A 20495-nucleotide genomic window follows, 5' to 3' on the forward strand; every position below is an offset into this window, starting at 1 on the left:
GCGGTTATTGGCAGCCGAAAAACGTTGTTTTCCACCCGTTTCCTTGAGTGCGACATCGAAGATTTTTTTGGAACGATTGTCGGACAAATTCCTCTGTCTCTGAGGAATTCGGCTGCCGGAGGGGGAAATTGAGGCCGGAAGAGAAAATTCTTACGAGCTGCGTGCAACGGGATGTCAGATTCTGTCGCAAATGCCCTCAAGTCCTGTCGCCAACAACCTCGACAGCCTCGGCTATGATTCGCAGCGGCCGATAAAGCGGCGGATCGGCCCGGTTTATCCGGCACAGTGTGTGCATCCACAGGTTCACAGGTCGGCAACCCCTCCCCGTGATGCGAGGATTGCCGTATAACGAATGACATTCGCGTGTTTGGTAATAAAGGACCCACAATAAAAGCTGATGAAGACTCCAAAACGCATTGAACCCCTGATCGAGGACGGTCTGGTCGACGAAGTGCTGCGTCCACTCATGAGTGGCAAAGAAGCAGCTGTTTATGTGGTGCGCTGCGGCAATCAGTTACGTTGCGCAAAGGTCTACAAGGAGGCGAACAAACGCAGTTTCCGCCAGGCGGCCGAGTATCAGGAAGGCCGCAAGGTTCGCAACAGCCGACAGGCCCGGGCGATGGCCAAGGGGTCGAAATTCGGTCGCAAAGAGACCGAAGACGCCTGGCAGAATGCCGAGGTCGCGGCGCTGTTTCGTCTGGCCGGCGCGGGTGTGCGAGTGCCCAAGCCCTACGACTTCCTCGACGGCGTGCTGTTGATGGAACTGGTGGCCGACGAATTCGGCGATGCCGCCCCGCGTCTGAACGACGTGGTGCTGGAGCCGGATCAGGCCCGCGAATATCACGCGTTCCTGATTTCGCAGATCGTGCTGATGTTGTGTACCGGTCTGGTGCACGGTGACCTCTCGGAGTTCAACGTGCTGCTGACACCGACCGGCCCGGTCATCATCGACCTGCCGCAAGCGGTGGACGCCGCCGGCAACAACCACGCGTTCAGCATGCTCGAGCGTGACGTCGGCAACATGGCTTCGTATTTCGGCCGCTTTGCTCCGGAGTTGAAGAAGACCAAATACGCCAAGGAAATGTGGGCGTTGTACGAAGCGGGTACGTTGCACCCGGCCAGCGTGCTGACCGGCGAGTTCGACGATCCCGAGGACCTGGCCGATGTCGGCGGGGTGCTGCGCGAGATCGAAGCGGCGCGTCTGGATGAGGAGCGCAAGCAAGCCATCCGCGCGGCGGACGACGAACCCAAGGGCAAGTCCGACGAACCGCCTCCGCCACCGTGGATGCAGTGAGCATCTGAAAAAGAAAACCCGGCTTCGGCCGGGTTTTACACATTCAAGGATTGATTGTGACCACCACTTCCCGCAATGCCCGGCTGATCATTACGGCGCGGCTGATTTCCGATTTCGGCGCGTTCCTGAACATGGTGGCGCTGGCCACTTATGTTTACCTGCTGAGCAACAGCGCGATGAGCGTGGGGATTTTTCTCGCCAGTCGCGTGGGCGGCGGGATTTTCGCCAGCCTGATCGGCACCGCGTTTTATCGTCGATGCAGTGGCCGTCTGCCGTTGATTGCCTTCGATCTGCTGCGCGCCGCTGTGCTCGGATTGTTGCTGATCGTGCCGGTCAGTCAGCAGGCGTTGTTGCTGCCGCTGATCGCGTTCGGCCTGGGCTTAGGCAATTCGATGTTCGCCATCGGCCTCAACAGCCAGTTGCCGCGCTTGATCGAGCCGGCGCAGTTGCTCAAAACCAATGCCTGGATCACGTCCGCCTCGTCCATGGCGATGGTCGGCGGCAGTCTGGTGTCCGGGTTGCTGGTCGCCGGGTTTGGTTTTGAAACGGTGTTCGCGCTGAACGCGGTGACCTATCTGTTGGCGGCGGTATTGATTGCGCCACTGCGGTTCAGCGCACCGGACCCAGTGGCCGAATCCAGCGCTAAACAGGGTGAATGGTCGGCATTGCTGCAAGGCCTGCGCGGCGCTCCCGTGGTGGCGGCGATGCTCGCTGTCACGATGGCCGACACCTTGGGGAGCGCTGCTCACAACGTCGGTTTTCCGATCATCTCCAACCTGCTGACACCGGACTCGGCGAGCACCACGCTGGGCCTGATGCTCGCGGTGTGGGCCGCCGGCAAGCTGCTCGGCGCGCGGATCGCCAGTCGCCTCAACGGCTCGGAAAACATCCATCTGGAGCGCCGCTATTTCGGCGGTGTGCTGCTGATGTCCTGCGGCTTCATCCTGATGTTCCAGCAGCACAGCGTCGTCGGCCTGTTGCTGTTTTCGCTGCCGGCCGGATTGGGTGACGGATTCTCGGAAGTCGGCCTGATGTCACGGCTGCAACGGGAACCAGAACCCCTGCGCCTGCCGATCTTCAGTTTCCTGACGCTGTTGCAGATGACCGGGTTTGGCGTCGGCATGCTGATCGCCGCACCGTTCTATTCGTGGTGGGCGCCGGGTGCCGTGGTGCTGCTGTTCCACGGCATTCCTCTCGCCACAGTGTTGTCGATGAAAATCCTGCTGCTCAGGCGCGAGCGGGTTGCGCGCAGCAGCCCGACGCCAGTTCCTTGAGGATCGGGCAGTCCGGGCGATGGTCGCCGTGGCAGTGCTCGACCAGATCCTGCAGGGTGTCGCGCAGTTCGCCGAGTTCGCGGATCTTCTGATTCAGCTCGTCGATGTGCTGGCGGGCCAGGGCCTTCACATCGGCGCTGGCGCGCTGGCGATCCTGCCAGAGTGTCAGCAGCTTGCCGACTTCCTCCAGCGAGAAACCCAGGTCCCGCGAGCGCTTGATGAACGCCAGCGTGTGCAGGTCATCGTCGCCGTAGACGCGATAGCCGCTGTCGGTGCGATGGGCGGCTTTAAGCAGACCGATCGACTCGTAATAACGGATCATCTTCGCGCTCAGGCCACTGTGGCGGGCCGCTTGGCCGATGTTCATCGGTTGTCCTCCAGATCCTCGGGTTTCCAGGTTTTCAACAGTAGCGCATTGCTCACCACGCTGACGCTCGACAGGGCCATCGCCGCGCCGGCCAGCACCGGATTGAGGAAACCGAACGCCGCCAGCGGAATGCCGATCAGGTTGTAGACGAAGGCCCAGAACAGGTTCTGCCGGATCTTCGCATAGGTCTTGCGGCTGATCTCCAGCGCTGCGGGCACCAGCCGAGGGTCGCCGCGCATCAGGGTGATGCCGGCGGCGTGCATGGCCACGTCGGTGCCGCCGCCCATGGCGATACCGATGTCGGCGGCCGCCAGCGCCGGTGCGTCGTTGATGCCGTCGCCGACCATGGCCACGACCCCGGTTTTCTTCAGCTCGGCGACAGTGGCGGCTTTCTCCGCCGGCAGCACTTCGGCATGGACGTTTTCGATGCCCAGCGCTTCGGCGACCACCCGGGCGCTGCCGCGGTTGTCGCCGGTCAGCAGGTGGCTGTGGATATGCTGGGCCGCCAGTTGTTGCACCGCGTGCAGCGCGCCGGGCTTGAGGGTGTCGCCGAAGGCGAACAGACCGAGTACGCGGGGCTGCGGACTTTGCTCGATCAGCCACGACAGCGTGCGGCCTTCGGTTTCCCAGGCCTTGGCGGATTCGCTCAGGTTTGCGGCGTTCAGACCGCTTTCTTCCAGCAAGCGCCGGTTGCCCAGCGCCAGGCGCCGACCGTCGAGGCTGCCGGCGATGCCGCGCCCGGTCAGGGACTGGCTGTCGCTGACATCCGGTACGTTCAGACTGCGTTCGGCACAGGCATCCAGCACGGCTTTGGCCAATGGGTGTTCGCTGCCGCGTTGCAGTGCGCCGGCCGCTGTCAGCAGGGCGTTTTCGTCACCGTCGATCGCACTGAAATGCGCGATGCGCGGCGTGCCGGAGGTCAGGGTGCCGGTCTTGTCGAACACCACGGCGCTGACTTCATGGGCACGTTCCAGGGCTTCGGCGTCCTTGATCAGAATCCCGTGCCGAGCGGCCACGCCGGTGCCGGCCATAATCGCGGTCGGTGTCGCCAGACCAAGGGCACACGGGCAGGCGATTACCAGCACCGCGACGGCGTTGATCAACGCGGTTTCCAGCGGCGCGCCGTACAACCACCAGCCGATCAGCGTGGCCAGGGCCAGTAGTAACACGGTCGGCACAAACACCTGACTGACTTTATCCACCAGTTTCTGGATCGGTGCTTTCGCCGCCTGAGCGTCCTCCACCAGACGGATGATCCGCGCCAGCACGCTTTCCGCGCCGAGCGCCGTGGTACTCACCAGCAAGCGGCCTTCGCCGTTGATTGCCCCGCCCGTGACCTTGTCGCCCGGTTGTTTGGGCACCGGCAGGCTTTCGCCGCTGATCAGCGCTTCATCGGCGTGGCTCTGACCTTCCAGCACTTCGCCGTCCACCGGGAAACGTTCACCGGGTTTGACCAGTACCCGATCGCCGAGGCGCAGGGCGCTGATGGCAACGTCCTGTTCGCGGCCATCGATGACTTGAATCGCCCGCTCCGGCCGCAGCGCTTCCAGTGCGCGAATGGCGCTGGCGGTCTGGCGCTTGGCGCGGCTTTCCAGGTATTTGCCGAGCAGTACCAAAGCGATGACCACTGCCGAGGCTTCGAAGTACAGATGCGGCATGCGCCCGTCGGCGGTGGCCCATTCGTAGAGACTCAGGCCATAACCGGCGCTGGTGCCCAGCGCTACCAGCAAATCCATGTTGCCGGCCCCGGCGCGCACGGCTTTCCAAGCGGCGACGTAGAAACGTGCACCGAAGATGAATTGCACCGGGGTCGCGAGGGCGAACTGCGCCCAGGCCGGGAGCATCCAGTGAATGCCGAACGGTTGCAGTAACATCGGCAGCACCAGCGGCAAGGCGAGGGCGATGGCGCAGATCAACGCCCAGCGTTCATGGTTCAGGCGTCGCTGGCGATTGTCTGTTTGCGGGTGTTCGAGTTCGAAGAGACTGGCCGAATAACCGGCCTTGCTCACGGCGGCGATCAGGGTTTGCGGGTCGACCGCGCCGAGCAACTCAAGATGAGCGCGTTCGTTGGCGAGATTGACGCTGACGCTTTTCACCCCGGCAACCTTGTTCAGGGCGCGCTCGACGCGACCGACGCAGGAAGCGCAGGTCATGCCGTCGATGTTCAATTCCACGGTGTGCTGCGGCACGCTGTAACCGGCGCGTTCGACCGCTTCCATCAGCGCCGGCAGGCTGTTGCCGGGGGCCTGCACCCGGGCCTGTTCGGTGGCGAGGTTGACGCTGACGGCACTGGCGCCGCTGACTTTGCTCAACGCCCGCTCGACACGACCGGCGCAACTGGCGCAGGTCATGCCGCTGATGGGCAGATCGAACGTGATGGAATCGGACATCGGTCGTACTCCCTGTAGTGGATGCCTACAGGATCAACCTTGCCATGCTGGCAAGGTCAAGCGCCAGTTTCCCCTTCCGGCTACCCGCTACCGCTCGCCCGCCTGATCGTTCCCACGCTCCGCGTGGGAATGCAGCCCGGGACGCTCTGCGTCCCAAAGCGTGACGCAGAGCGTCACAAGAGGCATTCCCACGCAGAGCGTGGGAACGATCAGCGCGATCAGAGGGAATCAGTAACCGAGGCCGGTCGGCTTGAGGTACATGCCTTCCTGGTTCATCGCGATGCGGAATTTCAGGATGTCGCCGGCATGCAGTCTGATCTCCTGCGAGCCCGGCGCGAGCATGCCCGGGTTGCAGCCCGGCATTTGTCCCGGCAGCAGTTTCAGGCGCAGCGAGACATTGCCCGGCGGCAGGTTGAACGACGTGCTTTGCTCCTGGAACAGGCGCGCCGACAGTTGATCCTGGATGTACACGCCGATTTCGCACGAGGTCGCCACTTCCAGGCGCTCGCGGGAAATGATCAGCACCCCGTAATCTTCCCCGGCGGCATGCACCGAAGGGATCGCGGCAAAGAGGCTGAGAAAGCCAAACAGGCTGAAAGCTGACCAGCGCATGGCTGAATCTCCTGAATTCATGTCATTGATGCATGCAGCTTGGCCGAGCGCGGCGACGATTGCCAGCCCGGCAGTTTTTTGCAGAACTTGACCTTGCCATCGTGGCAAGCCCGAAACTGCCGGCAACCTCACTCAAAGGAGTCTTTCCATGCAAGTGTTCACTGTTGAAGGCATGTCCTGCGGTCACTGTGTCAAAGCCGTCACTCAGGCGGTGCAGAGCAAGGATCCGGCCGCCAGCGTGCGGGTCGATCTGGCGGCGAAGGAAGTCGGCGTCGAAAGTGCGTTGAGTGCCGAGCAGGTCATCGAGGCGATCAGCGAAGAAGGTTATGCGATCAAGCTCGCCTGATCTTTTTAATAGTTAGCGAGCTACCGGAATGTTCAAGGCGTCTTCGCGCGGCTAGACTGTCGGGCTGCACTCTCTACTAAAGTGCCCTCCCAATGCCTGCCGAACGTGGACGCCTGATGAACTTCCGTACCCTTCTGATTCTCGGTGCCCTGACCGCTTTCGGTCCGTTGGCGATCGACTTCTATCTCCCCGCGTTTCCCACCATGGCGCTGGCGTTCGGCACCGACGAGAAACACGTCCAGCTGACGCTGTCGGCCTATTTCTTCGGCCTGTCCATCGGCCAACTGGCTTACGGGCCGGTGGCGGATCGCTTCGGTCGGCGGATTCCGCTGCTCATTGGTTTGACGCTGTTCACGCTGGCGTCAGTGGCCTGCGCCTATGCGCCGAATCTGGAATGGCTGATCGGCGCGCGGCTCGTGCAGGCGCTGGGCGGTTGTGCGGGGATGGTGATTGCCCGGGCGGTGGTCAGCGACAAATGCGACGCAGTGGGTTCGGCGAAAGTCTTCTCGCAACTGATGCTGGTGATGGGGCTGGCCCCGATTCTGGCGCCGATGCTCGGCGGTCTGCTGGTCAACACGACGGGGTGGCAGTCGATCTTCCTGGTGCTGACCGGTTTCAGTGCCCTTGCCGGACTGGCGGTGGCCCTCGGCCTGCCGGAAAGTCTGCCGGCGCATGTTCCGCGTCAGCCGTTGTCCGGCGCTTTGCGCCAGTACGGTCGGCTCCTGGCGGACCCGGTCTACATGGGCCATGCCCTGACCGGCGGCATCGCCATCGCCGGGATGTTTGCCTACATTGCCGGCTCCCCGTTCATCTTCATCAAGTTGTATGGCGTACCGGCCGAGCACTTCGGCTGGCTGTTCGGCACCAACGCGGCCGGGTTCATTCTGGTGGCGCAGGTCAATGCGCGACTGTTGGCCAAACGTGGTCCGGCGTTCCTGCTGTCGCGGGCGGTCTGGGTTTACCTGGGCGCCGGGCTGACGCTGCTCGCGGTCAGCGCGTTGCACACCGAGGCGCTGTGGCCACTGTTGATTCCGTTGTTCATCTGCGTGGCCAGCCTTGGCTGCATCAGCCCCAATGCGGCGGCGTGTGCGATGAACGGGCAGGGCGGTCGCGCCGGCAGTGCTTCAGCGTTGCTCGGCAGTATGCAGTTCAGTGTTGCCGCCGGGGCTTCGGCGTTGGTGGGGATCCTGCACGATGGCACCGCCGTGCCGATGGCCATCGTCATCAGCTTGTGTGGTTTGCTGGTGGTGTGCGCAGCGACGCTCACCCGGCGCATGCAGAATGCCCGGGCGCTGGCAAAGGCACAGACCGAAGTCTGAACGGAAGAACTCAGCCGACAGCGCGTTGCTGGCCGAGGTCGGGAATCTGGTGGGGCGCGCAGATACGCGCTTCGAGGGTGCGAGTGAAGGCGCGAGCTTCGGCCTCACTGCGGAAGGTCACGGCGTGCTGGTCGAGACGAACTTGCCACTGGGACTTTGCCACTTCTTTTATCAGGATCTTCATTGCTGACCTCCCGTACGTAAAAGATTGCATCGCAGAGGACTCGATTGTAGTCCTGAATACGATCGCAATTGTGACAAGGGTCAAGCATCTGACTGACGGCAAAAAAACACCGCAGCCCCCGAGCCAGCCACATCGGAGGCTGGAGAAGGCTGCGGTCTTGCGGATTTTAGAAACCTTCTAAAACAATTTTCCCCTTGGCCTTGCCGCTTTCCAGCAATTCATGGGCGCGGCGCAGGTTGCTCGCGTTGATCGTGCCGAAGTGCTCGCCGACCGTGGTTTTCAACGTCCCGCTGTCGATCAGCCCGGCCACCCGGTTGAGCAGTTTGTGCTGCTCGATCATGTCCGGCGTTTCGAACAGCGAGCGGGTGTACATGAACTCCCAATGCAGCGACAGGCTCTTGCGCTTGAGTTTGGTCACGTCCAGCGCCTTCGGATCATCGATCAGCGCCAGTTTGCCTTGCGGCGCCAGGGCCTCGACCAGTTGGTCCAGGTGCTGGTCGGTCTGGGTCAGACTGGCAACGTGGGTCACCTGGGTGACACCGGCGCGCTTCAGTTCTTCGCTCAACGGCTGGCTGTGATCGATCACCAGGTCAGCGCCCAGCTCGGTCACCCAGTCGCGGGTCTCAGGGCGGGAGGCGGTGCCGATCACCTTGAGTCCGGTCAACTGGCTGGCGAGTTGGGTGAGGATCGAACCGACGCCGCCCGCCGCGCCGACGATCAGCAGGCTCTGGCCTTCATCGGTATTGCCTTCGCGAATCTGCAGGCGTTCGAACAACAGCTCCCAAGCGGTAATCGCGGTCAGCGGCAGGGCGGCGGCTTCGGCGAAGCCGAGGGTTTTCGGCATATGGCCGACGATTCGCTCATCGACTACGTGCAATTCACTGTTGCCACCGGCCCGGGCGATGGAGCCGGCGTAGAACACCTTGTCGCCGGCCTTGAACAATGTCACTTCACTGCCGACCGACTTGACCACACCGGCCACGTCCCAGCCCAGCACCTTGGCGGCGCCGCCGTCCGGCGCGACGTTCTGGCGAACCTTGGTGTCGACCGGGTTGACCGAAATCGCTTTGACTTCCACCAGCAGGTCGCGGGGGCCGGCTACCGGCTCCGGCAGTTCGATGTCTTGCAGGGATTTCTCGTCGCTGATCGGGAGCGAGGCGTAATAGGCGATGGCTTTCATGGAGAACTCCGAAAGTGAATAAAGGAAGGCTTCAGGCGATGACGCGCAGGCGCTTGAGTTCGAAGTGTTCGAGGAACGCCTCGGCCTGGCTGCGGAAATGCTGGATATGAGCGCTGGCATCGTGGGCTTGCAGGGCTTCGTCGCTGGCCCACTGCTCGATCATGTAGAAGGCCAGCGGATTGGCCAGGTCCTGATGCAGTTCGTACTGGCCGCAACCGGCTTCGGCGCGGGTCGGTTCGATCAGGGCGCGCAGGTGCTGTTCGAGGGCGTCCTGCTGGCCAGGTCGGGCAATCAGGGTGGCGATGGCGGTGAAAGGCTGGGACATGTTCGACTCCGGGACGGGATGAATTCGATGGATGGCATGATTGGCTATTTCTGCCGGAGATAAAACCGGCTAAAAGAGCAGTCTCTTTCAATATCTTTTTGATAATCGGGGCTGAGATGCTGCGTTTCGATGACTTGCAGTTGTTTGTCCGGGCGGCGGATCTGGGCAGCCTGTCGGCGGCGGCGCGGGTGATGGATATGTCTGCCGCCGTGGCCAGCGCCGCGCTCAAACGTATCGAACAGCAACTGGGCGCGCGGTTGTTGGCACGCTCCACTCGTAGTTTGCGGCTGACGGCCGAAGGTGAAGGGTTTCTCGAGTACGCCCGGGCGGCGCTGAGCAACCTTGATGAGGGTCGGCGTCTGCTGGCCAGCGGGCAGGATCAGGTCAGCGGGATTTTGCAGCTGTCGGCGCCTTCGGACTTCGGGCGCAATCTGCTGTTGCCGTGGCTCGATGACTTTCAACGTGAACACCCGAAACTGACGGTGCGCCTGCTACTGGGTGACCGCATCGCCGACCTGTTTCGCCAGCCGGTGGACATCGCCTTGCGCTATGGCGAGCCGGAGGATTCGAGTCTGGTGGCGCTGCCGATTGCCCCGCACAACCGACGGGTGCTGTGCGCATCACCGGCCTACCTGGCCCGGCACGGCGAGCCGCTGCATCTGGAACAGCTCGCTCAGCACAACTGCCTGCTGTACATGCTCGGCGGCCGGGTGCACGACCATTGGAGTTTCCACGACGGCAAACGCGAGGTCGGCCTGACCGTCAGTGGCGACCGCTTCAGTGACGACGCCGATGTGGTGCGCCTATGGGCGGTGGCGGGAGCCGGCATCGCCTACAAGTCGTGGCTCGATGTGGCCGGTGATGTGCTGGCGGGGCGGCTGAAAGTGCTGTTGCCGGAGCTGCTCTGCGAACGCGCTCCGCTGAATCTGCTGTGCGCCCATCGCGCACAATTGAGTAAGCCGGTGAACCTTCTGAGGGAGATGCTCGCCAGCCGTTGCGCCGAATTGAGTAGCCGTTTTCCCGTTTTCCAGAAGTCTGACCATTAGTCGCAGGTAAATAGCGAAATTTCTCTCAGGAACAATCACCAACCACGGCCGCTCCGGCGCAGGACGCCGCGAGCAACCCGCTTATACTAGCGGCCGCCTGATGCCCGCACCAAAAGGCCGATGCGAGAACGATCAGACCGCAACCGGCCGGGTAGGGACGAGGGTCGCGACAGTGCTGCGGTTTCCTTGCTGCGGCGCGCTGCCTCGCTTGGGCTCAAGGTATTTTGCGCGCCTTGGCCGACGACTGATTACTGGTCAAGATGTCTATGAGCTGTAGACGATACGATTCAACAGGGAGTGAATAGATGGAACATGCACCTTGCATCAGCCAGATCGCCACGTTGCTGGCCGATCCCAAACGCAGCGCAATGATGTGGGCGCTCATGGATGGCTCGGCGCGGCAGACCGAGGAGCTGGCGTTGCTGGCGGGGCTTTCGCCGTCATCGGCCAGTGCGCATCTGGGGCGCTTGTCCGCTGGCGGTCTGTTGAAGGTCGAGGCGCGCGGTCGCAAACGCTTCTTCCGCCTGGCGGCTCCCGAAATCGGCGCGGCCATCGAAGCGCTGGCCAGCGCCACGTTGGCCAGCGCTCCGCGAGAAATCCCCGACGTGTTCAAGCGTGCCTCGCCGGTCGTCAGACCCCAGGCCGCGCCTTCGTCACTGCTGCGCGCGCGTTTTTGCGACGACCATCTGGGTGGAACGCTGGCCGCCGACCTGTACCAGCGCCTGCTCGACGCCGGCTGGATCGAGCAGCTTGAGCATAGAGTGGTGGTCACGCACAAAGGCTCGACACAACTGGCCGGGCGCGGGGTTTACATCCAGGCGCTGGCCCACCGCAACGCCCAGGTGGCATGCGCCTGTCCGGACTGGAGCGAGCGTCGCCCGCACATGGGGGGCTCGCTGGGCGCGGCGTTGCTGCAGCTGTTCATGCAGTCGGGCTGGCTGGTACTGCCCAACGATTCCCGCGCCCTGCAACTGACGGCGGCGGGCCAGCGGGAAATTCATCGATTTGCCTGTGAAACCGAGCTGGAAATGGCGTTGTAGAGCGCTTTCTTCCACGGAACAGCAACTGAACGTCGCCAACGGCTGCGAACACGTCGCATCTGGCACAGGCGCGCAACCGCTATCGCGCACACTCGATCCGGGGACTTTTCGGATTGAGGAGGTGGCATGGACACGGGAAATTTCAGCGCGGCAGATCGACTGGAGCGCCTGCCAGTCAGCGGTTATCACCGGATCATCTTCATCATCATCGCCCTGGCGTTTTTCTTCGACTCCATGGATCTGGCGATGATGACCTTCCTGCTCGGCTCGATCAAAGCCGAGTTCGGCCTGAGCAGTGCGCAGGCCGGCCTGCTGGCCAGTTCGAGTTTTTTCGGCATGGTGCTGGGGGCGTCGCTGTCCGGATTGCTGGCGGATCGGTTCGGTCGCAAACCGGTGTTCCAGTGGAGCATCGTCCTGTGGGGGCTGGCCAGTTACCTGTGCTCCACGGCGCAGACGGTCGAGAGCCTGACGCTGTTTCGCATTCTGCTGGGAATCGGCATGGGCATGGAGTTTCCGATTGCCCAGTCGATGTTGTCGGAGTTGATTCCTGCACAGCGTCGGGGTCGTTACATCGCCTTGATGGACGGTTTCTGGCCGCTGGGTTTCGTGGCTGCCGGGGTATTGTCGTATTTCCTGCTGCCATTGATCGGCTGGCGCGACATCTTTCTGGTGCTGGCGGTGCCGGCGGTGTTCGTACTGGCGATCCGCTTTTTCATTCCTGAGTCGCCGCGCTGGCTGGAACAGGCGGGCAAGCATGACGAGGCGGACAAGGTTTTACGCGGGATCGAGGCGCGGGTACAAGCCTCACTCGGTGGTGCTGCATTGCCGGAGCCGGTTCGTTTGCCACGCAGCGTGACCCCACCGGGCCATTTCCTTTCGGCACTCAAACAGATCTGGTCGCCGCTGTATCGCCAGCGCACGACGATGATCTGGAGCCTGTGGTTCTTCGCGTTGCTCGGTTTTTACGGCCTGACCTCGTGGCTCAGTGCGTTATTGCAACAATCGGGTTTCGCCGTAACTCAGTCGGTGTATTACACGGTGCTGATTTCCCTCGGCGGGATTCCCGGCTTCCTGATGGCGGCCTGGCTGGTGGAGCGTTGGGGACGCAAGCCGGTGTGCATCGTCACGTTGCTCGGCGGCGGGGTGATGGCGTTTCTGTACGGACAAAGCGCGGTGTTTGGCGGCAACGTGGCGCTGCTGATCGGCACGGGGCTGTTGATGCAGTTTTTCCTGTTCGGCATGTGGGCGGTGCTCTACACCTACACGCCAGAACTGTATCCGACCTCGGCGCGGGCGACGGGCTCGGGATTCGCCTCGGCCATTGGACGCGTAGGTTCGCTGCTCGGGCCGTTGGTCACCGGACTGGTGTTCCCGATTACCGGGCAGGGCGGGGTGTTTGCGCTGGGGGCGTTGTGTTTTGCGATTGCGGCGGGGGGGGGTGTGGCTGTTCGGGATGGAGACGCGGGGTAAAACCTTGGAGGAATTGACCGAAGCAGAAGTTATTGGCTGAACCCTGAACCAACTGTGGGAGCGAGCTTGCTCGCGAAAGTGGTGTATCAAACAACATCTTCGTTGAATGACAGACCCTATTCGCGAGCAAGCTCGCTCCCACATTGGTTACGTGCTGTTGCTTATGGTTTTACCAACCGCGCATCCAGGCTGTTCTGCGCCAGGCGTTTGGCCTGATCCTGGGTCATGCCCAGGTGGGTGTGCAGCGCATGGAAGTTCTCGGTCACGTAACCACCGAAGTACGCCGGGTCATCGGAGTTCACCGTGACCTTCACGCCGCGCTCGAGCATGTCGAGGATGTTGTGCTGCGACATGTGATCGAACACGCAGAGCTTGGTGTTCGACAGCGGGCACACGGTCAGCGGGATCTGCTCGTCGATGATCCGCTGCATCAGGCGCTCGTCTTCGATGGCGCGTACGCCATGGTCGATACGCTGGATTTTCAGCAGGTCGATGGCTTCCCAGATGTACTCCGGCGGGCCTTCTTCGCCTGCATGGGCGACGGTCAGGAAACCTTCGTGACGGGCACGATCAAACACGCGCTGGAACTTGCTCGGCGGGTGACCCATTTCGGAACTGTCCAGACCTACCGCGACGAATGCATCACGGAACGGCAGCGCCTGGTCGAGGGTTTTCTGCGCTTCGTCTTCGCTCAGGTGGCGCAGGAAGCTCAGGATCAAACCGCTGGTGATGCCCAGTTGCTGCTCGCCATCTTTCAGCGCGGCGGCGATGCCGTTGAGCACCACTTCGAACGGGATGCCACGGTCGGTATGGGTCTGCGGATCGAAGAACGGTTCGGTGTGAATCACGTTCTGTTCTTTGCAGCGCAGCAGGTAGGCCCAGGTCAGGTCGTAGAAATCCTGGGAGGTGCGCAGCACGTCGGCGCCCTGGTAATACAGGTCGAGGAACTCCTGCAGATTGTTGAAGGCGTAGGCCTTGCGCAGGGTTTCGACGTCGCTCCACGGCAGGGCGATCTTGTTGCGTTCGGCCAGGGCGAACAGCAGCTCGGGCTCCAGCGAGCCTTCGAGGTGCAGGTGCAGTTCGGCCTTGGGCAGGGCGTTGAGCCAGTCGTACATATTCTTTTCTCATCAGGTGCAATGACGGCATTCTACAGATGCCCGCCGAAACAATTGGCAAAACCTGACCAACCGATCCATCACACCGCTTCTTGCTCCCGTCGATAGGCGTAGGTATCGGCGAAGCGCGACAGCAGGAATTCGGCGCAGGTGGTGGTCGGATATTTCGCCGGATGGTGTGCGTCCTGGCAACCGGGCAGGCACTCGATACGGGTGTCCGGGTGCGGCTCGGCGAAGAACGGCATCGAGTAGCGATCCACGCCGAGCGGGCTGATGACCCGATGTGGGGTCGAGCGATATCGGTCATTGCTCCAGCGCGCCATCATGTCGCCGAGGTTGACCACGAAGGTGCCGTCGATGGGCGGTGCGTCGATCCACTGGCCTTTGACGTTTTTCACCTGCAAGCCGCCGGCGGTGTCCTGATACAACAAAGTGATGCAGCCGTAATCGGTGTGCGCGCCGGCACCTTGCTGCTCGGCGGAACTGGCGGTGTGGCGCGGCGGGTAATGGATCATTCGCAGCACGCTGACCGGCTCGTTGAAGCGCGTGTCGAAGAAGTCGCGCTCGATGCCCAGCGCTAACGTCATGGCCCGCAACAGGGTTTGCGCGAGTGCCTGCATGTCGAGGTAATGCTGCTCCATCAGCGCTTCCCAGCCGGGAATGGCCGGATGACGGTTGGGGCCACGCAAGGGTTTTTCCGCCAGCACCTCGGGATGATCGGCCGGCAGGTTCAGGCCCATGTCGAAGGTTTCCTTGAGGTCGCTGGGTTTGTCCGGGTCGAGCTGTTCGGTGGCGATGGCGCCGTAGCCGCGGTGATGGACAGTCTGGGTGATGTCGATCTTGAGTTTTTCTTCTGCCGGTTGCGCAAAGAAGCGCTGTGCGTGATCGAGCAGGGATTCGATACGCTGCGCAGAAATCGGGTGGCCCTTGATGTAGAAAAAGCCCCATTCGCGGCAGGCGTGGTCGATCTGTTCGGCGACGGCGGGCCAGGCGTTCTGGTCGTCGGAGTAGAGCGGCGAGATGTCGATGATCGGAAGGCTGTTCATGCACAATCCTTGAATACGCAGAGATCCAACTGTGGGAGCGGGCTTGCTCGCGAAGGCGTCGTATCAGTTGATACATGAGTTGCCTGATAAAACGCTTTCGCGAGCAAGCCCGCTCCCACAAGGGAATGGTGGTGGGGCCGGGATTACTTCGGCATCTCGGCCTTCATGCCTTCGACGTAGTAATTCATCGACGCCAGTTCCGCATTGGTCGCGCTGACCCCCGCCGGGATTTTCTCGACGCCGGCCTGATCCTTGATCGGCCCGGTGAACGGTTGCAAGGTGCCGCTCTTGATGTCGGCGATGATCTGCTCGGCTTCGGCCTTCACCGGTGCCGGCACCAGATCGCTGATCGGCAGTTCGACCGTGCCTTCCTTCAACCCGCCCCAGTAGTCCTGGGCTTTCCAGGTGTGGTCGATCACGCTCTGGGTCGCCTGAATGTAGTGCGGCGCCCAGTCGTTGACGATTGAAGTCAGCACCGCTTTCGGCCCGAAGTGCGCCATGTCCGAAGCGTAGCCCACGGCATACACACCACGTCGTTCGGCGGCCTGAATCGGCGCTGGGCTGTCGGTGTGCTGGAACACCACGTCCACGCCCTGATCGATCAGCGCGTTGGCAGCGTCGGCTTCCTTGCCCGGATCGAACCACGAGTTGACCCACACCACTTTGATCTCGGTGCCGGGGTTGTACTTGTTCAGGGCCAGCTGGATCGCGTTGATGTCGCGGATCACTTCCGGGATCGGGAACGAGGCGACGTAACCGATCTTTTTGGTCTTGGTCATCTTCGCCGCGAGGAAACCGCCGACGTAACGACCCTCGTAGGTGCGCGCGAGGTAGGTGCCGAGGTTCTTGTCCTGCTTGTAGCCGGTGGCGTGTTCGAAGGTCACCTTGGGAAACTGCTTGGCGACTTTCACCGTCGGGTTCATGTAGCCGAAAGAGGTGGTGAAGATCAGGTCGTAATTGTCCTTGGCCATGTTGCGGATCACCCGCTCGGCATCGGCGCCTTCGGCGACGTTCTCCACGTAGTTGGTGGTGATCTGCGTGCCGAGTTTCTCCGCCAGCGCCTTGCGCCCCTGTTCATGCTGATACGTCCAGCCGTGGTCGCCGATGGGGCCGATGTAGACGAAACCGACTTTCAGTGGATCGGCGGCACTGGCGCTCAGGCTGAGGCCAAGGCCCATGGCGATGCACAGCAGTGTTTGCAGTGGACGTTTTTGCATGAACGCGAACTCCCTTTTGTTGTGTGTGGGGAGGGCAATGCAAAAGGCTGACCAAGCGGACAACAAATCGAGTCGAAATCGCGGCGAGACCTTCGCGAGCAAGCTCGCTCCCACAAAAGCACCGCGATCCCTGTGGGAGCGAGCCTGCTCGCGATAAGGCCGGCCGGGCCGAAAAAAGTGCATGCCCGTACAAGGACGCCATCCACTGGTGCGCTAAGGTGTAACGAACCATTAGCGCCGCCCCGCAGTCAGTAGCTCATTCGAACCCCTGCGCCAAAAGGCCCGCCATGCTCACGATCCTCAAGCAAGAAAGCTTTCTGCTGCTGGCCCTGATCGCGGCTTTTGTCGCGTATCCGCTGGAGCACTGGCTGCTGCACAGCGGCCAGATCGTCGCGCTGACGGCCGGCCTGGTGCTGATCGCGTTCATCGTCGCCGCCTCGATGCGCGTCGCCCATCAGGCCGAATTGCTTGCGGAAAAAGTCGGCGACCCGTACGGCACGATGATCCTGACCCTCGCCGCCGTGCTGGTGGAAGTGGTGATCCTGGCGATCATGATGAGCAACGAAGCCTCGCCGACGCTGGTGCGCGACACGATCTATTCGGCGGTGATGCTCGACATCAACGGCATCCTCGGCCTCGCCGCATTGATGGGCGGGATCAAGCATGGTGAGCAGTCCTACAACGACGACTCGGCCCGCAGTTACAGCGTGATGATCCTCACCGCCATGGGCGTGTCGATGGTGGTGCCGGAGTTCATTCCCGAGGCCAACTGGAAAATCTATTCGGCGTTCACCATCGGCGCGATGGTGGTGCTTTATGCGTTGTTCCTGCGCATGCAGGTCGGCCCGCACAGCTACTTTTTCAGCTACAGCTACCCGGACAAACGCCGCAAGAAAGAGCCTGTGGAAGAAGAGCCGAAACCGGTCAGCCTGGCGCTGTCGATCGGCATTCTGGTGTTCGGCGTGGTGGTGATCGGCGCACTGGCCGAGGTGATGTCCAAGACCCTCGATCTGGGCCTGGAAGGGACGGGCGCACCGCCGGTGATCACGGCGATTCTGGTGGCAGCGATCTCGGCAGCGCCGGAGATTCTGACCGCGTTGCGCGCGGCGTTGGCCAACCGTATGCAGTCGGTGGTCAACATTGCAATGGGCGCTTCGTTGTCGACGGTGATTTTGACGGTGCCGGTGATGGAAGCGATGGCGCTCTATACGGGGCAACCGTTTCAGATGGCGATGACGCCGGTGCAGACGGTGATGATCTTCATCACGCTGATCGTCAGCGCGATCAACCTCAATGACGGGGAGACCAATGCCATCGAGGGCATGACCCACTTTGTGCTGTTTGCGACGTTCATCATGTTGTCGCTGCTGGGCCTTTGAAGGCGACCATCGCTGACCGATCGTTCCCACGCTCCGCGTGGGAATGCATACCGGGACGCTCTGCGTCCAACGTCGGACGCAGAGCGTCCATGGCTGCATTCCCACGCAGAGCGTGGGAACGATCATCAGGTCAGGAGGAGGGATCAGTTACCGGCGATCAACTGTCGAGCCGCCTGGCTGTGATCGGCAATCAGGCCTTTGAGATCCAGGCCTTCAACCTGCCCGTCAACCACACGCCACTTGCCGCCGACCATCACCCGATCCGCACGGTCCGCGCCGCACAACAGCAACGCCGAGATCGGGTCATGGCTGCCGGAGAAGCGCAACTCATCGAGCTTGAACAACGCCAGATCCGCCTGCTTGCCGACTGCCAGTTCACCGATATCGGTGCGGCCCAACAGGCTCGCCGAACCCTTGGTTGCCCAGCCCAGCACGCGTTCCGGGGTGATCTTTTCGGCGCCATAACGCAGGCGCTGGATGTACAGGGCCTGACGTGCTTCGAGGATCATGTTCGACGCATCGTTGGACGCCGAACCATCCACACCGATGCCGAACAACGCGCCGGCATCGGTCAGATCGATACTCGGGCAGATGCCGGACGCCAGGCGCATGTTCGAGCTCGGGCAATGGCAGATGCCGGTGCCCGCCGCGCCGAGGCGGGCGATTTCGTCGGGGTTGAAATGGATGCCGTGGGCCAGCCAGGTGCGTGGGCCGAGCCAGCCGACGCTGTCCAGATAATCCACGGTGCGCAGGCCGAAGCGTTGCAGGCAGAAGTCTTCTTCGTCGAGGGTTTCGGCAAGGTGAGTATGCAGACGCACATCGAGTTTGTTCGCCAGTTCGGCGCTGGCGGACATGATTTCCGGGGTCACCGAGAACGGCGAGCACGGTGCCAGAGCGATCTGGATTTGCGCGCCGTCGCCACGTTCGTGGTACTCGTGAATCAGGCGCTGGCTGTCGTCGAGAATCACCTGGCCTTCCTGCACGGTCTGTTGCGGAGGCAGGCCGCCGTCCTTCTCGCCAAGGCTCATCGAACCGCGGGTGAGCATGGCGCGCATGCCCAGTTCGCGCACGGTTTCGACTTGCACGTCGATGGCGTTTTCCAGGCCATCCGGGAACAGGTAATGGTGGTCGGCAGCGGTGGTGCAGCCGGACAGCAGCAACTCGGCCAGCGCGACTTTGGTGGCGAGGGCGAGCTTTTCAGGCGTCAGGCGCGCCCAGACCGGGTACAGGGTTTTCAGCCACGGGAACAACGGCTGGTTGACCACCGGCGCCCAGGCGCGGGTCAGGGTCTGATAGAAGTGGTGATGGGTGTTGATCAGGCCCGGCAGGATCACGTGCTCACGAGCGTCGAACACTTCATTGCATGGTGCGGAAGGTTGCTGGCCGGCGCCGAGCACTTCGGTGATCACACCGTCTTGCAGCACCAGACCGCCACGGGCATCGAGACCGTTGGCCGTGAAAATGGCGAGGGGATTTTTTAACCAGATACGGGTCGCAGGCATTGTGGCCGGCTCCTCTGAAAGTTGGGTTCAGGGTTGCCAGCTCAGTGTTGCCCTGTCTGCTGATCCAGGGTCGCCGCGAAGGACGAGGTGCGGAGTTTCGAACAAAATGTTGCGACGGGCAAGTCCAACCCGACCAGACACCAAAATCCTTTTGTAGGAGCGAGCCTGCTCGCGATGACGGAGTTTCAGTCGACATATTTCCTGGCTGATCCACCGCCATCGCGAGCAGGCTCGCTCCCACATTGGGAATCTGTTGATTACCAGGGAATGGTTTCACCTTTGTAGTTCACGAAGTGATGGCCGCCCTTGCCGGCGAACGCATCCACCTGATCCACCAGGCCACGGGTGCTGGTCTCCACGTCGATGTCGGCGCCTTCGCCGCCCATGTCGGTTTTCACCCAGCCCGGATGCAGCGACAGCACCGTGAGTTTCTGATCGCCCAACTGAGTGACGAAGCTGTTGGTCATCGAGTTCAGCGCCGCCTTGCTGGCCTTGTACAGCGCCAGCTCCGGCGCGTCGGGCATGGTCACGCTGCCGAGCACCGAACTCATGAACGCCAGCACGCCGCTGCCGTCGCGGATCTGCCCGACGAAGCGCTGGGCCAGATTGATCGGCGCCACGGCGTTGGTGAAGAACAGTTGGCCGACTTCCGCCAGCGTCGCGCCGCCCGGGGTTTGCACGTCAGGGCCTTTGACTCCGGCGTTGACGAACAGCAGGTCAAAGGTCTCGCCCTTGAGCTGCTGACTCAGGGCGATCACGGCTTGCTGGTCGTCCATGTCGAGTTTTTCGATCTGCACGTTGCCCAGTGCTTTCAGCGCCTCGGCGTTCGCAGGATTGCGAACCGTGGCGGTGACTCGCCAGCCGTCGGCCAGCAGGGTTTTCACCAGGCCCAGGCCCAGGCCCCGGGAGGCGCCGATGATCAGTGCGTGCTTGGCAGGATTAAGTGCGGACATGATTGGCTTTCCTTGAAAGTTGAAAGATCACGGGTTCAATGGACAGCGTTGACCGAGCCGATGCTGCAACTCCTGGCGCAACTCACCGAGCTCGGCCATGCGGGTTTCGACCAGCTTGAGTTTGTCTTGCAGCAGTTGCGTGACGGTGGTGTCGGGATTTGGCGATTGCCACAGCGCGCCAACGCTGCTGCCGATCTCGCCGAGAGTAAAGCCCAGACGCTGCGCCGTTTTGATGTAGAGCACCAATTGCACCATCTCCGGCGGATAGTCGCGATAACCGTTGGCGCTGCGTTGCGCCGCGATCAATCCGCGCTCCTCGTAAAAACGCAGCGTGTCACGGCTGACATCGCAGGCCTGGGCCAACTCACCGATGCGCATCTTGCAGGTCTCGAAAGTGTTTGACCCTGGAGCATACTCCAGGCTTTACCGTGGTTGC

At 62.0% G+C, this 20495-nt stretch carries 19 protein-coding genes and 1 pseudogene; 8 read left to right on the forward strand and 12 right to left on the reverse strand.

Going from position 1 to position 20495, the window contains the following annotated elements; genetic code table 11:
• Positions 1-397: 397 nt before the first annotated feature.
• Positions 398-1294 (forward strand): PA4780 family RIO1-like protein kinase, encoded by an 897-nt coding sequence (locus ABTV87_RS03375; RefSeq protein ID WP_007958482.1) that lies wholly within the window; start codon positions 398-400, stop codon positions 1292-1294.
• Positions 1295-1350: 56 nt separating this feature from the next.
• Positions 1351-2568: an MFS transporter gene (locus tag ABTV87_RS03380; protein ID WP_433898992.1), complete on the forward strand. Its 1218-nt coding sequence runs from the start codon at positions 1351-1353 to the stop codon at positions 2566-2568.
• Here ABTV87_RS03380 and cueR read toward each other — a convergent pair.
• The 3 genes from cueR to ABTV87_RS03395 all read right to left on the reverse strand — a co-directional run bounded on the left by cueR (position 2522) and on the right by ABTV87_RS03395 (position 5937).
• Entirely contained in the window at positions 2522-2935 is a 414-nt protein-coding gene (gene cueR / locus ABTV87_RS03385; protein ID WP_007958485.1) for a Cu(I)-responsive transcriptional regulator, read from the reverse strand. The two genes, ABTV87_RS03380 and cueR, sit on opposite strands and share 47 nt — an antisense overlap.
• The gene (locus ABTV87_RS03390) at positions 2932-5325 is read right to left on the reverse strand and encodes a heavy metal translocating P-type ATPase (protein WP_433898993.1); all 2394 of its coding nucleotides are present in this window, start codon (positions 5323-5325) and stop codon (positions 2932-2934) included. Before ABTV87_RS03390 ends, cueR begins: the two co-directional genes overlap by 4 nt.
• Positions 5326-5553: 228 nt before the next feature.
• Positions 5554-5937, reverse strand: a complete 384-nt coding sequence (locus ABTV87_RS03395) for a hypothetical protein (RefSeq protein ID WP_085609268.1) — start codon at positions 5935-5937, stop codon at positions 5554-5556.
• 148 nt (positions 5938-6085) lie between these two features.
• On the opposite strand from ABTV87_RS03395, the gene ABTV87_RS03400 reads away from it, so the two are divergent.
• Together ABTV87_RS03400 and ABTV87_RS03405 are read left to right on the forward strand one after the other, a co-directional pair.
• Positions 6086-6283, forward strand: a complete 198-nt coding sequence (locus ABTV87_RS03400; RefSeq protein WP_007958490.1) for a heavy-metal-associated domain-containing protein — start codon at positions 6086-6088, stop codon at positions 6281-6283.
• Positions 6284-6399: 116 nt separating this feature from the next.
• Entirely contained in the window at positions 6400-7602 is a 1203-nt protein-coding gene (locus tag ABTV87_RS03405; protein WP_127800812.1) for a multidrug effflux MFS transporter, read from the forward strand.
• Between the two features lie 10 nt (positions 7603-7612).
• Here ABTV87_RS03405 and ABTV87_RS03410 read toward each other — a convergent pair whose 3' ends face one another.
• The 3 genes from ABTV87_RS03410 to ABTV87_RS03420 all read right to left on the reverse strand — a co-directional run bounded on the left by ABTV87_RS03410 (position 7613) and on the right by ABTV87_RS03420 (position 9291).
• Entirely contained in the window at positions 7613-7786 is a 174-nt protein-coding gene (locus tag ABTV87_RS03410) for a hypothetical protein (protein ID WP_011332306.1), read from the reverse strand.
• Between the two features lie 166 nt (positions 7787-7952).
• Entirely contained in the window at positions 7953-8966 is a 1014-nt protein-coding gene (locus ABTV87_RS03415; protein ID WP_433898994.1) for a zinc-binding alcohol dehydrogenase family protein, read from the reverse strand.
• 31 nt (positions 8967-8997) lie between these two features.
• A complete protein-coding gene (locus ABTV87_RS03420) occupies positions 8998-9291 on the reverse strand; it encodes a putative quinol monooxygenase (RefSeq protein WP_011332308.1) in 294 nt (97 codons plus the stop codon).
• Between the two features lie 116 nt (positions 9292-9407).
• Between ABTV87_RS03420 and ABTV87_RS03425 the strand changes: the two genes are divergently transcribed.
• From ABTV87_RS03425 to ABTV87_RS03435, 3 genes and pseudogenes are all read left to right on the forward strand, one after another.
• Positions 9408-10337: a LysR family transcriptional regulator gene (locus ABTV87_RS03425; RefSeq protein WP_007958495.1), complete on the forward strand. Its 930-nt coding sequence runs from the start codon at positions 9408-9410 to the stop codon at positions 10335-10337.
• A 305-nt stretch (positions 10338-10642) separates the two neighbouring features.
• The gene (locus ABTV87_RS03430) at positions 10643-11377 is read left to right on the forward strand and encodes an ArsR/SmtB family transcription factor (protein WP_007958496.1); all 735 of its coding nucleotides are present in this window, start codon (positions 10643-10645) and stop codon (positions 11375-11377) included.
• A gap of 126 nt (positions 11378-11503) precedes the next feature.
• Positions 11504-12887, forward strand: a pseudogene (locus ABTV87_RS03435) (MFS transporter).
• A gap of 121 nt (positions 12888-13008) precedes the next feature.
• Here the strand turns inward: ABTV87_RS03435 and ABTV87_RS03440 are convergent.
• From ABTV87_RS03440 to ABTV87_RS03450, 3 genes are all read right to left on the reverse strand, one after another.
• A complete protein-coding gene (locus ABTV87_RS03440; protein WP_007958502.1) occupies positions 13009-13962 on the reverse strand; it encodes an adenosine deaminase in 954 nt (317 codons plus the stop codon).
• A gap of 80 nt (positions 13963-14042) precedes the next feature.
• Entirely contained in the window at positions 14043-15008 is a 966-nt protein-coding gene (locus tag ABTV87_RS03445; protein WP_433898995.1) for an isopenicillin N synthase family dioxygenase, read from the reverse strand.
• Between the two features lie 143 nt (positions 15009-15151).
• Complete coding sequence (locus ABTV87_RS03450) at positions 15152-16225, reverse strand: BMP family ABC transporter substrate-binding protein (protein ID WP_433898996.1); 1074 nt, start codon at positions 16223-16225, stop codon at positions 15152-15154.
• 287 nt (positions 16226-16512) lie between these two features.
• On the opposite strand from ABTV87_RS03450, the gene ABTV87_RS03455 reads away from it, so the two are divergent.
• The gene (locus ABTV87_RS03455) at positions 16513-17604 is read left to right on the forward strand and encodes a calcium:proton antiporter (protein ID WP_085609260.1); all 1092 of its coding nucleotides are present in this window, start codon (positions 16513-16515) and stop codon (positions 17602-17604) included.
• A gap of 143 nt (positions 17605-17747) precedes the next feature.
• Here ABTV87_RS03455 and ABTV87_RS03460 read toward each other — a convergent pair whose 3' ends face one another.
• From ABTV87_RS03460 to ABTV87_RS03470, 3 genes are all read right to left on the reverse strand, one after another.
• Entirely contained in the window at positions 17748-19106 is a 1359-nt protein-coding gene (locus tag ABTV87_RS03460) for an 8-oxoguanine deaminase (RefSeq protein ID WP_433898997.1), read from the reverse strand.
• Between the two features lie 257 nt (positions 19107-19363).
• Positions 19364-20059, reverse strand: a complete 696-nt coding sequence (locus ABTV87_RS03465) for an SDR family oxidoreductase (protein WP_258712833.1) — start codon at positions 20057-20059, stop codon at positions 19364-19366.
• 27 nt (positions 20060-20086) lie between these two features.
• Positions 20087-20437: a MerR family transcriptional regulator gene (locus tag ABTV87_RS03470; RefSeq protein WP_064593282.1), complete on the reverse strand. Its 351-nt coding sequence runs from the start codon at positions 20435-20437 to the stop codon at positions 20087-20089.
• Between the last annotated feature and the right edge of the window lie 58 nt (positions 20438-20495).

Origin of the sequence: Pseudomonas sp. PSE1(2024) (assembly GCF_050990555.1) — a bacterium.
Classification (GTDB): domain Bacteria; phylum Pseudomonadota; class Gammaproteobacteria; order Pseudomonadales; family Pseudomonadaceae; genus Aquipseudomonas; species Aquipseudomonas aphyarum.